General features: G+C 57.2%; 10 protein-coding genes. All 10 read right to left on the bottom strand.

All coding sequences use genetic code 11. The annotated features are described in order from the left end of the window. Nucleotides 1-4: 4 nt before the first annotated feature. Nucleotides 5-712: a WecB/TagA/CpsF family glycosyltransferase gene (locus tag ACEN83_RS15990; RefSeq protein WP_495577678.1), complete on the bottom strand. Its 708-nt coding sequence runs from the start codon at nt 710-712 to the stop codon at nt 5-7. Continuing rightward, nucleotides 709-2,070 (bottom strand): UDP-glucose dehydrogenase family protein, encoded by a 1,362-nt coding sequence (locus ACEN83_RS15985; RefSeq protein WP_495577677.1) that lies wholly within the window; start codon nt 2,068-2,070, stop codon nt 709-711. Before ACEN83_RS15985 ends, ACEN83_RS15990 begins: the two co-directional genes overlap by 4 nt. Before the next feature lie 47 nt (nt 2,071-2,117). Then, nucleotides 2,118-3,509, bottom strand: coding sequence for an undecaprenyl-phosphate glucose phosphotransferase (locus tag ACEN83_RS15980; RefSeq protein ID WP_116579391.1), 1,392 nt, complete (start codon nt 3,507-3,509; stop codon nt 2,118-2,120). A gap of 119 nt (nt 3,510-3,628) precedes the next feature. After that, nucleotides 3,629-5,944 (bottom strand): GumC family protein, encoded by a 2,316-nt coding sequence (locus ACEN83_RS15975; protein ID WP_116579392.1) that lies wholly within the window; start codon nt 5,942-5,944, stop codon nt 3,629-3,631. Between the two features lie 2 nt (nt 5,945-5,946). Next, nucleotides 5,947-6,480 (bottom strand): polysaccharide biosynthesis/export family protein, encoded by a 534-nt coding sequence (locus ACEN83_RS15970; RefSeq protein ID WP_116579393.1) that lies wholly within the window; start codon nt 6,478-6,480, stop codon nt 5,947-5,949. 12 nt (nt 6,481-6,492) lie between these two features. Then, nucleotides 6,493-7,653, bottom strand: a complete 1,161-nt coding sequence (locus tag ACEN83_RS15965) for an outer membrane beta-barrel protein (protein WP_495577676.1) — start codon at nt 7,651-7,653, stop codon at nt 6,493-6,495. 52 nt (nt 7,654-7,705) lie between these two features. Continuing rightward, the gene (rfaH, locus tag ACEN83_RS15960) at nt 7,706-8,224 is read right to left on the bottom strand and encodes a transcription/translation regulatory transformer protein RfaH (RefSeq protein ID WP_116579395.1); all 519 of its coding nucleotides are present in this window, start codon (nt 8,222-8,224) and stop codon (nt 7,706-7,708) included. 868 nt (nt 8,225-9,092) lie between these two features. Beyond that, the gene (locus ACEN83_RS15955) at nt 9,093-9,593 is read right to left on the bottom strand and encodes an outer membrane beta-barrel protein (protein WP_116579396.1); all 501 of its coding nucleotides are present in this window, start codon (nt 9,591-9,593) and stop codon (nt 9,093-9,095) included. 70 nt (nt 9,594-9,663) lie between these two features. Then, nucleotides 9,664-11,259 (bottom strand): EAL domain-containing protein, encoded by a 1,596-nt coding sequence (locus ACEN83_RS15950; RefSeq protein ID WP_495577675.1) that lies wholly within the window; start codon nt 11,257-11,259, stop codon nt 9,664-9,666. Nucleotides 11,260-11,499: 240 nt separating this feature from the next. Next, a complete protein-coding gene (locus ACEN83_RS15945; RefSeq protein WP_495577674.1) occupies nt 11,500-12,516 on the bottom strand; it encodes a helix-turn-helix domain-containing protein in 1,017 nt (338 codons plus the stop codon). Nucleotides 12,517-12,561 lie beyond the last annotated feature (45 nt).

The following is a 12,561-nucleotide window of genomic DNA, read 5'->3' as shown; positions in this document are numbered from 1 at the left end:
GCGCTCAGGGCGCAGTGATGTTGATCGCGACTTTGTGGCGCAGAATCATCGCCGCCAGTTGCAAAAAATTTTTCGGGTAGTCGATCGTGTAGCGCCTGATCGTGTGCGGCTCGCGGTACATGCGATAGAAGGCCCGCAAGTGCAGGCGATTGATTGCTTCGGGGTAATAGACACCGTTGGCCATGGCTTCCTGGCGAATGAAAGCGCCACAGGTAAACGCCACACCGGTGAAGCCGGCATTCAGTGCGCTCAGCGCGAAGCGCTCCTGCAAGCCGGCGCCCAGGCCCACGATCAGGACGTTGGCCCGACCCAGGCAAATGTCCGCCTTGATTGCCGACAACTGTTGGGCATCGAAGTAACCGTTGTGGTAACCGGCAATCGGCAGCCGTGGGTAGCGAGCGTGCAATTTGCAGATGAACAGTTCCAGTTCGTTTTGCGTGGCGCCGACGATGTACACCCGCTTGCCCTGTTTTTCGGCATCGCTGAATACGGGACCGGCAATCGACGTGAAGTCGAAACTGACCCGGTCGATGGTTCGTCCGGTGACTTTCGACATGAAACTCGACATCAGCATGCCGTCGCAAAAGTAGGCAATGGCGTCAGGCGGGTGCTGGAAAAAACTGCCGATCGACGCGAAGTTGATAAAGGAAAACACCTTGTTGGTCTCGAGCATGGCCGGCGAATACTGGCCGATCAAATCCAGCCGGATCATGACCTGTCTCCCGGTGGTATCAGCAGTGAAGGAGGCGGGCGGCCCACCGACACATAGGTGAAACCGCGTTTGCTCAAGCGCTGCGGGTCGTACAGGTTGCGCCCGTCGAAGATCAGCGGTTGCTTGAGTTGTGTGGCCAGCAGTTCGAAGTCCGGTGCACGGAAGGCTTGCCATTCGGTTACGATGACCAGGGCATCGGCATTTTTCAGCGCCGCTTCCTTGGTGCCGGCCAGGGTCAGGTCATCGCGGGCGCCGTACAGGCGCTGGGTTTCCTCCATGGCTTTGGGGTCGAACGCCTGAACGCTGGCTCCGGCTCGCCACAAGGCCTCCATCAGCACACGGCTGGGCGCCTCGCGCATGTCGTCGGTGTTGGGCTTGAAGCTCAGGCCCCACAGGGCGAAGGTCTTGCCATGCAGCGCGCCGTTGAAATGCGCATGGATCTTGTGGAACAGCGTGGCTTTTTGTTCGTTGTTGCGTGATTCCACGGCCTTGAGCACGCGTGCATCAAAATCGAGGCTGTTGGCGGTATGGATCAGCGCCTTCACATCCTTGGGGAAGCACGAGCCGCCGTAGCCGACACCGGGGTATATGAATTGGTACCCTATGCGCGGGTCCGAGCCGATGCCGTGGCGGACCATCTCGATGTCGGCGCCCAGTCGCTCGGCGAGATTGGCCATTTCGTTCATGAAGCTGATCTTGGTCGCCAGCATGCAGTTGGCGGCGTACTTGGTCAGCTCGGCGCTGCGGATGTCCATCACGATGATCTTTTCGCGATTGCGATTGAACGGCTCGTACAACTCGCGCATGACCTCTTCAGCGCAGGGGCTGTCGGTGCCGATGATGATGCGGTCCGGGCGCATGCAGTCTTCTACCGCGCAACCTTCCTTGAGAAACTCCGGATTGGAGACCACGTCGAACGTCAGGTCGCTGCGATTGTTGTCGGCCAGCACCTGGGCGATGCACGCCCGCACCAAATCGCCTGTGCCCACCGGTACGGTGGATTTGTCGACGATGGTTTGATGGCGTTGCATGTGTAAACCGATGGTCCGGGCCACGCTCAGGACGTATTGCAAATCGGCCGAGCCGTCTTCGTCGGGTGGCGTACCGACGGCGATCAACTGCACATCACCATGCTGCACGGCACCGGCGAGGTCGGTGCTGAACTGCAGGCGACCGCTTTTATGATTGTCCCGAACCAGGGCTTCCAGTCCCGGCTCATAAATGGGCAGCGTGCCTTCATTCAGCGCCTTGACCTTGTCGGCGTCGACGTCCACGCACATCACGGTGTGACCGACCTCGGCCAGCGCCGCACCTTGCACAAGTCCGACATAGCCAATGCCAAATACACTCACATTCATGGCAAACCCTCAGGTTTCGCGGGACCGATCCAGGACCGGGCACGAGGTCAGTAGATGTTTTTCGAGAACAAAGTGAAGGGCGTCTTGAGCAGAATCTTGATGTCCAGCCACAGCGACCAGTGATTGATGTAGTTGAGGTCCTGGGCTACCCGCAGCTGCATTTTTTCCAGGGTTTCGGTTTCGCCCCGGTGGCCGGTGATTTGCGCCAGCCCCGTGATGCCGGGCTTGAGGCGATGACGGGCCATGTAGGCGCGGACTTTGCCGGTGTAGTAGATGTTGTGCGTCACCGCATGGGGGCGCGGGCCGACCAGGGCCATTTGCCCGAACAGTACGTTGAACAGTTGCGGCAGCTCGTCGATGGAACTGCGACGCAGAAAGCGCCCCAGTGGTGTGACACGGTCGTCGTCGCGGGTGGCCTGGCGGACTTCGGCGTCGTCGTGAACGCGCATCGACCGGAACTTCCACACCATGATCACCTGGCCGTCGCAGCCGTGGCGGTTCTGCTTGAACAACACCGGCCCCGGTGATGTCAGCTTGACCGCGAGCGCCACACACAACAGCAACGGGCCGAGCAATATCAGGGCGATAGCGGCCAGGCTGCGTTCGAGCAGGTCTTTGCAAAACAGGCTGCCGGGGTGGGACGTGATCAGGCTTTCGTTGAGGTAGATGGCGGGCATTCGCTCGATCTCCGAGATCGAGTGGTTGAGCAATACCATGCCGCCGAAATCGGGAATCCAGACCACGTCGACGTTCATGTCCAGCAAGTCGATGTACAGCGCCTCGATGGTCGCGGCTTGCGCCATCGGCAACACGATATAGACCCGGCGCACTTCCAGGCGCGTGATCAGTTCCCGCAACTCATCGACGTGACCCAGCAGCGGCAGAGTGCTGGGGGCAGGGCCATGGTGTTCTTTGGTGGCAATGAACCCCAGCAGCAATGCGCGATTGGGGCTCGACAGCTTTTTGGCCAGCTCATGGGCGGTCGGACAGGTGCCAATGATTACCGAGCGGCGTTCATAGAAAACCATCCGCGCATATAGCCGGGCAAAGTAGTGCAAGGGCAGGAAACTGGCTGCCTGGACCAGGAACCCGACGAAGGCCCAGACAATGATGACCTGTCGCGAGAACAGGGCGCTGGTCTGGGTGACGAAGGCAATGCTGATCAACACCGCCAGCAGGACCAGCCAGCCGGCCAGCAAGCGACTGAGCCCGACCAACAGGCCATGTCGCTTGTGGTAGACCTGCATGAGGCTGTAGATCGGCACCGAACCTAGGACGGTCAGAATGATCAGGACGCGGTACTCGGGGGTCAGGCTGCCGACGCGCATCTGCACCAGCAGAATCAGCAACAGGTTGACCAGCGTGATCGCACTCAACCACTGGCCCCAGAAGGTCACGCCCCGGCGGTGCGCCATTTGAGCGGTATATATCGGAGTCATCGGCTCAATCTCCGGACATGGGGCGTCATTGGAAGCCGTATCGGATGGCCCGGCTTCGATGCGCACATGGGGGATGAGGTTGCGCAGCTACGGCTGCTGCCCGTTGTTATCGGGGGGGCTTACCGGGGGGCGAAGTCATAGTCGTAGAAGGATTTGGAGTGGCTGTGGTCGTACTTGCGCGCCTTGCGCAGGTCGACCTGGTTGAGCACCACGCCAAACACCGGCGCATGGCTCTGTTGCAGCATCGCCAGGCTTTTTTGCACCTGGTCGATCGGCGTGCTCTGGGCTTTCACCACATAGATCACTGCATCGGAATGCTTGGCCAGCAATAGCGCATCACTGACCATCTCGGCGGGTGGAGAATCGATGATGATGTGCCGGTAGCGCGACTTGAGCACGTCGAGCATGCGTGCCACCCGCGGCGAACTGAGCAGATCCTGTGCGGGTGGCTGGCGCAGCGTATCGAGCGGATCGTTCGGCGAAGGCAGGCGAGGGGTGTCGAACAGGTCCAGAGAGGGCGATGAGACACTCCCGGCCGGCAGCATGTCCAGATTGCCCACGGTGCGAATGCAGTCTTCGAGGCGGGCGGTCCCGGCGATCACGTTGGCGAATCCCGGGCTGTCCGGCGGAAAGTCGAAGTTCAGCGACAAGGTTGGCTGGCGCAGATCCGCATCGATCAACAGCACCCGTTCCAGTGGCGTCAGCGAGGAGGCGAGGTTATTGGCGATGGTGCTTTTGCCCTCTCCCGGCACGGTCGAGGTGATCAGCACCACCTGCGAAGGAGCCTCGGTGCTTTGCAGCATCAGCCAGGTTCGCAGATTGCGAATGGTTTCAGAGAACCGCGGGTTGTCGTTGTCTTCGAACAGCCGCGCCAGTTGCCGGCGACTTTTTTTCATGACCAGCGGCACCACGCTGAGCAACGGCACGTTGAGAGTGCTTTCGATGCTGTCGTCGGTCCTGAAGGTATTGCTCAGGGTATCGAACAGGAAGGCCAGCGCGACACCGATGATCGACGCAACCACCGCGACAATGGACACAATCAGGGTTTTATGCGGCTTGCTGGGTTCTACCGGGGTGATCGCCGGGTCGACGACGCGGGCCTTGGCAGAGTCCATGTCGGAGGTGGCGGCGGTTTCCTTCAGGCGAGTCACAAACGTTTCGTACAATGCACGGGTGCTGTCGACTTCCCGTTGATACTCGCGCAGCTGGAACTCTTTACGTGAAATGTTCTGGATCTGCGCCTTGTTGGAGTTGAAGGATTTCTGCAGGGCACCTTCGCTGGCCACCGCCAGTTGATACTGTCGCTCGATGCCGGCCACCACTTGCTGCACTTGCAGGCGCAAGCTGGTTTGCGCCGTCCGCAATTCCGATTGAGCGGAGATCAACGCCGGGTGTTTGGAACCATAGCGTCCGGATAGCTCCTCGACCTTGGCTTGGGCCTTGGCCACCTCCGCCTGAAACTGCTGGATCAACGGGTTGCTCAATACCGCCGGCACACTGGACAACCGGCTCATGTCGCCGTTGCTCAACGACTGGGCCTGGCGGAACTGGCTTTCGGCTTCCGCGCGATTGCGCCGAGCATCGATCATGCGGTTTCCGGTCATTTGCAGTTCGTTGGCGCTGATCGTTGCCACGCCGTCGACGTCCACCAGGCCTTGCTCTTCCCGATAAGCTTGCAGTTTGTCCTCGGCGGCGCGCAAGTTGCTGCGTAACTCGACCAGGCGGGTGTTCATCCAGTTGGTGGTGGTTTGCGAGGACTTCAGGCTGGTATCGAGCTGGCTGTCGATGTAACCCTGGGCCAGCGCGTTGGCGGCCGCCGCCGCGAGATCAGGGTCGGGTAACTCGACGGCAATTTCGATCAGTTGGCTCTTGCCGACAAACTTGACCGTGGTGTGCAGCATCAGGTTCTGGGTGACGTCATTGAATATGTCCTGTTCCGTGGGCGCGGGTTTCTCAGGGGGCAAATAGGCCAGCCAGGGCAGCCATTGACCGGCGTTGAGATCGCTCAACCATTGACGAGGCTTGAACCAGGTTTGCGTTTGCTGGCGCGGATCGGTAACCGGGTGGGTGGTGAGACTGAGTTTCTTTACCACCCGTTCCGCCAGATCCCGCGATTGCAGGAGCGCTTGCTGGGTTTGCAGATAGTCTGCGGTCGTCGATGCGCCGGAGTCGGAGACTTGCTGGAAGGTCAGTACCGGTGGGGTCTTTTCCTTGATCAGCAGTGTGGTGATGCCCAGGTACTGGGGCGTGATGAAGGACAATACCGCCACCGCAAGGGCGCAACAAAGCACCACAAACCAGGCGATGTTCCATTTGGCGTGCCAGATGACTCTCCACAGTTTGAGCAGATCAATGGTGTCCGACTCTTCGCTGTGCTGCGGACGCAGATGCGCCTGGAGCGGACGTTCGACGTAGGTGCTAGGGCTGTTGTCCATGATTAGAAAAAGCCTTGTGCAATGGAAATGGTGTCACCGGGGGATATGGCGGTGGTCTTGGAAATGTTGTCTTCAAGCGGTGGGCCGCCGTCGCCGCGCAGGATGGTCACGCGTTTCATCGAGGCGCGTTCGGTCAGGCCGCCGCCCAGGGCAATGGCTTTTTCCAGGGTCAGGCCGGGCACGAAGGGGTAGCTGCCGGGCTTCTGCACTTCGCCATTGATGTAGAAGGGGCGGTATTCGATCTGGCTGATGCTGACTTTCGGGTCGATCAGGTAGCCTTGTTTGAGCCCGTCGACGATCTTTCTCTCAACCTGGTTCGGGGTCAGGCCCTTGGCGACGATTTCACCCAGGAACGGGTAGGAAAACGTCCCGGCATCATTGAGTCGAACTTTCTTGATGCTCAATTCGGGTTCCCCGAACACGGTGATGCGCAACACATCACCGGCGGCCAGTTTGTAATCGGTGAGGGGGTCTGCTGCATAGGTGCCGGGAGCGAGCAACAGCCATAACAACAAACCAGACAGGCGCGGGTTCATATGCATGTCCTCCTACAGGCTGACGTTGAAACTGAGCTGAAACACATTGCGCAAGAAGCTTTCGTTGTCGGCATCGGAGTTGTTATCGCGCAATCGATAACCCATCTCGATGTCCAGCCAGCGACGCATCTGGTAGATCACCGCAAGGTTGTACTCTTGAAGCTTGTCGGTGCGGTTTTCACCCTCGTAGACTTTGTGCCCGTAACCGGCCTGCGCGACCGTGGTGATCCGTTCGGTCCAGCCGTGGCGCCAGCCGATCTGGGTGAAGGTTGCCTTGACGGCGTCTGAACCATCGTCACCTTCGGCCAGGGCCTGGCGGGCGAGGAAAGTGAAGGTCGAGTAGGTGCGGGGTTTCCACTGCAGATCGATTTGCCAGGTCGGGTTGTCCAGGTCCTTGGACGTGCTTTCATCGAAGTTCTTGCGCTCATAACCGATGCGGACCTTGCCGGTCGTGCGCGCTGTGATGTCCCACTCTGCACCGGTCAGCACTGCGTCGGATTTACTGCTGCGCGGGCTGTTGGACTGTAAGTAGTCGAAGCGGGTGTGGTCGTATTCCAGCAAGCCACGGGTCTTGCTGCCGATGCGGTGATACCAGGTGGTGGTCAAACCGGTGGTGTTGCGTTCTTTGTCGTCGTTGACGCCGTCGGCATTGTCGTAGCGCAGTTGCGCGTAGTTGGCGCCGAAGTCTATCTGGTTGGCGGCGCTTTTGGCGCCGTAGGTATAGACGCCCCCCACGCGTTTGTTATTGATCTTGTCGTTGACGCCTTCGACGGCGGTATCGGTCGTGCGCTCGAACTTGCGGTACTCGGCTTCGAGCTTCAGGCGGTGGCGGTCGGTGAATTCCATGATGCTGTCGGCCCGCAGGCGCTGCGAGGTGCTCGATGCATCGGACTCCGAATGATAAATGTAGCGAGTCGGTTGCCAGATGATGCGGGTGGCGCTGTTGCGGTCTTCAGCCTTGAGTTCGAAGGAGGGCGCAATCCTGGTCACCATCGAGGACTGGGCGTTGTGCTCGACCTCCCGAATGTTGTCGTCGTAACCTTCCGTCAAGCCGAAGGTGGGGATGAACTGGAATCCGTAAATATCGATGGATTGCGGGACAATACTCCAGGCGATGCCGGGATACAGGGAGGCCAGGATCAGAGCAAAAGGTCCATGCGACTTGAGGGGCATGTCGTTATTCCCGAAAAGTGAACAAGCCAGGTTGTTGTTGGTTTTGTCGTTGCTAACGTTGGCGCTCGAGATAACTGAGCGGGACGCAGACGTGCTGCTGCCGGTTCAAGAACTGTAGCAGGAGCATGACCCGTTCCGCGCCGAGCATAGACAGGAACACACCTTCGAGCGGCGCCAGCGGGCCGTGGACGATTTGCAGTCTTTCCCCAGGCTCGATTGTCTTGCAGGTTCGCAATTGATCCAGCGATTGAATGCTGCGCACGCGCAAGTGCTCGATGACCTCGTCGGGCACCTCTGCGGGGACATGGTTGAATTCAACGATACGGCTGACGCCGCGGGTAGAGCGTATGGGCGCCCAGTGGTCACGCGGACTCAGCTGGATGAAGAGGTACCCCGGAAACAGGGACTCCAGCATCCGGTGGCGTTTGCCGCGAACCAGGCGTTCACTCACGTGTAGAGGGCGAAACGTGACGTAGTCTTGTTGCAACAGATTGAGCTGGGCTCTTTCGTCCTGACGGGGTTTGCACTGCAGTAGATACCAATGAGCGCCGTTGGGGCTATTAGTCAGCATTCTGGAGAGCTCCGTACATAGCTTGGTGTTGAGCACGGCAAGGAGGAGACTCTGTCGTGCAGGCTAGTAGGTAGTAGGCCTATCGGGCCTTATAAAAAATCATTCCAAAAGCATCATGTTTTTATGGGTGGATTTATATGTGTTTCAGAAGTGAGCGTATATGTGTTTCAAGTATGAGGCAGTTCCGCGGAGTGCAAGTAGGGCCGTGTGCGGAATAAGAGCCCTGCAACTTTCTCTGGCTCAAAGCTACCGCACGGCGCGCACTTGGCGTCCTGTATACAAAGGTGCTTCACGTGTTGCCCGGACTCTTCGGATATATAGTGCTGCTGCACTCACGAAGTATCCATGTGGGGCGGTATATAGTTATCGACCTCTCTAAGCGGTCTGTCAAAACATAAGAAGTCAAAAAGCATACCTTTTATCTGTTTGTGAGTGTGCTACTCCTAATGTATTGTTTTTATAAGAGAATTGTATTCTGTCGGAAAAATTAAACTTTCGCGGGCGTCCAGGGTCACCGGGAGGTTAGTGCATTGCTTAGTTGGGATGGGTGGTGTATTTGTTAATGGATGCCTGTTGCGAATGATAGCGATTCACACTTTTGGCGCGCTATTGGTGCATGGCTTGTAGGTGGGTTATATAAGAGCCCCATAATGTTTCATTTGTTCAGGGGTGGTTGCTGTTTGATGGCTCTTTGAAATGCGTCAGGACTTGGGTGTGTTGCTATTTCTTTACACACTGGAGTGACAAGTGTCTCGATACTTTATCAGCGGCAAAGTGTGCGAAGTAATAGCAGGGTTAGGCTGGGCGGGGGACGAGCGTTGCGCAGAGTGCGTTGAGCGACCGGCAAGGTCGCTCGGTTGCAGCGGTGTTAAAAAAGCATATAGGCGGATGCAGTCGTCTGATTCAGGTCGATCTCTCCGACCTCCAGGACTTCGTATTCAGCGCGCAGGCCGATGTTGCGAAAGACATCGAATTCCACGCCGAGGCCGTAGGTCAGGTCAACCCCGGTATCGTCGTCGGTGGCATTGCCGTCGGCGTCCCAGGCGTGGGCACCGACACTGCCGAACAACCGCAACCGATCACCCAGCGGAAAGCCGACATGGGCGGCAGCCTGAGCCGACTTGCCGTCGAAATCGATGTTCTTGTCCTTGAATTGACCGAGATCGACATAGGCGCCTTCGAAGGCCAGGTAGCTGTTGACGCGATAGCCTGCATAAACTTTGTAGCTGGTGTCCTCGTCGTCCAGTCGGGATTCGTCGGTCTGGATGTTGCTTACGCCAGCTCCTATATACAAACCTTTGTCATCAGCGAGCGCCTGGAAAGACAGCAGCGATAGCAGTGAAGCGAAGCCAAGGTTTCGAAGTAGCATGTGTAGTGGAGTCCTTGTACAGGTTCGTCAGGTGTTAGGGTTCGGCGAGCATTTGAGGGGCCATGGGGGGTTAATAGAAGTCATTGATTGATATTTTTGGGGCGTGAGGCGGGTTGTTTGCCGGGCATTGAAAGTAGCGCCTTGCCAACGCCTGGACAGGTAGCGCTTTGCAGAACAACCAGCCTTGTGCCAACAGGACGCCCTCCGAGACCAGATGCGGCAGTTGCTCCGCAGTCTCGACACCTTCGGCCACGACCTTGAGTCTTAGCGACCTGGCCAACTGGGCAATGTGTCGCCACAGGGCATCCTCGGCCGTGATCCTGTCACCGGTGATGAACGAGCGATCTATTTTCAGAATGTCGAAAGGCACTGAATCGAGGAGCGAGAGGTTGGAATAACCGATTCCGAAGTCGTCCACGGCAATGCGATGGCCGCACGCACGCAGCCGGCGCAATTGCATGGCGGCAGGCTTCTGGTCGAGCATGGTTCTTTCGGTGATTTCAAAGGCCATGGCTGACACAGGCATGTTGTAGGTTGCCAGCACGCTGGCCACATAGTCTGGAAAGTCCGGATCCTGAATATCCTGGGCGGACAGATTGACCGTAATGTAGAAATCCTTGCACGCCCAAAGGTAAGTGCTGTAATCCTCCGCTACTTGTCGAATTACCGAACGCGTCAGTTTGCGGATCAGGTCAGACTTCTCCGCCTCGGCAATGAACACGTCCGCAGGCACAGGGGTGCCGTTGTCGCTCCAGTGAGACAGTGCTTCGGCGCCAACCAGATAGCCCGTCGTCAAATTGACGATGGGCTGATAGTGAACGCCCAGCGTGTTGGCTTTCAGGGCTTTGCGAAGTCGTACGGCAGTAGAGGTGTAATGCCGCCGGGCATACCTTGCGAGCAACAGCAGCGTTGCGAACACGCACGCAAGGCCAATGAATAATTTGAATTTGAGAGCTGTCAGGTAGCTCGACGGAAGCGAAATGACCGAAATGAGCTCATTTCGGTTGCCGGCAAAGGCGATGAGGGCTTTATCTGCCGAGGTGACCAGTTCTTCAAGGTGGAACGGCTTCAGCATCTGCAGGGGCTTGAGGCCGGTGGAGGCAATGGGGACTGCGCCGCCGGGGCCTATGAGGTCCAGTTGCAAGTCCTCGGGAAACTTCAAGTTGTCGAGCAGGATCTTCTTGTTTGCCCAGACGTAGGTCGACTGTTCCGACACGATGATAAAGTCGGTGTCCGCAGAAACGGCGTGGCCGGAATCGACCCAATAGGTTCGCTTTCCAACGGAGAACTTGCGCTTCTCATTACCGGCCAGTATCGACGGGAGTTCTTGTCCATAGGAGGAGCAGATCTTGCCGTTGGGCAACTGGATTGCCGCTTGATCAACAAAACGCAGGTCTTTGACCAGGTCGGCCAGTTGTGAATACTGCTCGACGGAGCATTCCTGACCTGAGCGATCAAGATCGCCGAGGGCTTCCAGTACCTTGTCGATCTGCGCATTGGGCTCCACTTGAGCCGCACGCAGATCGGCATAAACGTTATTCAACTTCCGTGCAATGACTGACTCCGCCAAACCTGCGGCACAGAACCATGCGGCCCAACCCGCTGCAGCAATCAGACATACAGTGATTGCGTGCCTTCCCAATAACGCTTTATATACGGAAATCATCGAAAACCCCGAGGTATCATTGTTTCACTGTGCACCTTGCAGTCGCGAGTTAAACCTCTTCAGTACCAGTCAATGACCCAGGCCAACAAGATGCCGCTGACATAGGCGGTCATGCACAGCATGATTTTTTGCTTGAGTGGCAGCGTATTTATTCGATGAAGCATGCTTATCTCCTTGAGTGGGAAAACAAGCAATTGTCAGCATCCAGGGTTAATCAACGGAAATTATTAATCCTCATTTTCAGGGAGTTGATGGAAACGTGCCAACGACCTGATTGTATAGGGATGAGGTGATGTTCCTGGGCCTGTCTGAGTTGCGCCTGGCCGTTTCTGATGGCGTCTCTCCGTAGGCAGTCTGATAAGCCTTGGAGAATCGGCCCAGATGATGAAAGTTCCAGAACATCGCGGTTTCCGTCACGGTGGGCCATGTCTTGTTGATCAGGTCGCGGCGGGCACTGGCGAGTCTCAAGTTTCTGATATAGGCGATTGGCGACATCCCGAATGTCTCGATAAAGCCAAAATGCAGGGTGCGGGTGGTCGTCTCGAGTTGCCTTACGAGTGACTTGATAGTGAGCGTTTTCTTGATATTGTCATGAATGTACTCGATGGCTTCTATCGCCACCTTGCGTCTGGTCGGGACTTTACGGCTGAAGCCGCCAGCGGGGGTCAATGATTGCAATACAGACGCAAGTACCGCAGTTTCAATCGTTGAACGCTCTGCTTCAGCGTACTGTGGCGAGGCAGCGTCATTGATGTCGACACAGCAAGCACTGATGGCTTGAATGGCAGACTGTATGAATTGAAAGTTATCAACCTGGTAGCTGTGTTTTGTTCTGTTCGCCAGTATGTCTTTGACAGGGTGAAGTTGGCGGCACCGGGCATAGTGCTCCAGTGTTGTGGTGATGGTGAACAGTGTCTCATTCGGTTCGCAGGTGTAATGCACTGATTCGTCGCTGTGCAGTACGATGATTTCGTCAGGCCGCAGTTTTTGATTGTTCACGACGGGACGGCCAATCGGGGCCTGCGAAATGGCGAATGTGACGAATCCGGCGGGGACAGAACTGACCAGGGTGACGGATGAGTCGAACTCGAGGCGACTGCACTGCAGTTCAGGGCTGTGAAAGAGCCTGTGTTGCCGGATGCGCGCCTCGTGCTCGGTCGGGATAAGGCTCATTTCCCAGTTGCCTATGGTTCTGTTCAGTTGGCTTGGCAGGGCAGAAGACAAATGAAAGATTTCATCGGGAGGTGCGATACTCATGAAATTGAAAGCTCACCTGTTAAATGATTAGGATCAGGCAATGAC

The sequence above is a fragment of the Pseudomonas sp. Pseusp49 genome, assembly GCF_059491875.1.
This window is presented reverse-complemented; position numbering and strand designations above follow the sequence as displayed.

What these genes read in the sequence shown, in the direction of transcription:
- ACEN83_RS15990 (WP_495577678.1), bottom strand. Translation starts at nt 712, where the DNA reads ATGATCCGGCTGGATTTGATCGGCCAGTATTCGCCGGCCATGCTCGAG.
- ACEN83_RS15985 (WP_495577677.1), bottom strand. Translation starts at nt 2,070, where the DNA reads ATGAATGTGAGTGTATTTGGCATTGGCTATGTCGGACTTGTGCAAGGT.
- ACEN83_RS15980 (WP_116579391.1), bottom strand. Translation starts at nt 3,509, where the DNA reads ATGACTCCGATATATACCGCTCAAATGGCGCACCGCCGGGGCGTGACC.
- ACEN83_RS15975 (WP_116579392.1), bottom strand. Translation starts at nt 5,944, where the DNA reads ATGGACAACAGCCCTAGCACCTACGTCGAACGTCCGCTCCAGGCGCAT.
- ACEN83_RS15970 (WP_116579393.1), bottom strand. Translation starts at nt 6,480, where the DNA reads ATGAACCCGCGCCTGTCTGGTTTGTTGTTATGGCTGTTGCTCGCTCCC.
- ACEN83_RS15965 (WP_495577676.1), bottom strand. Translation starts at nt 7,653, where the DNA reads ATGCCCCTCAAGTCGCATGGACCTTTTGCTCTGATCCTGGCCTCCCTG.
- rfaH (WP_116579395.1), bottom strand. Translation starts at nt 8,224, where the DNA reads ATGCTGACTAATAGCCCCAACGGCGCTCATTGGTATCTACTGCAGTGC.
- ACEN83_RS15955 (WP_116579396.1), bottom strand. Translation starts at nt 9,593, where the DNA reads ATGCTACTTCGAAACCTTGGCTTCGCTTCACTGCTATCGCTGCTGTCT.
- ACEN83_RS15950 (WP_495577675.1), bottom strand. Translation starts at nt 11,259, where the DNA reads ATGATTTCCGTATATAAAGCGTTATTGGGAAGGCACGCAATCACTGTA.
- ACEN83_RS15945 (WP_495577674.1), bottom strand. Translation starts at nt 12,516, where the DNA reads ATGAGTATCGCACCTCCCGATGAAATCTTTCATTTGTCTTCTGCCCTG.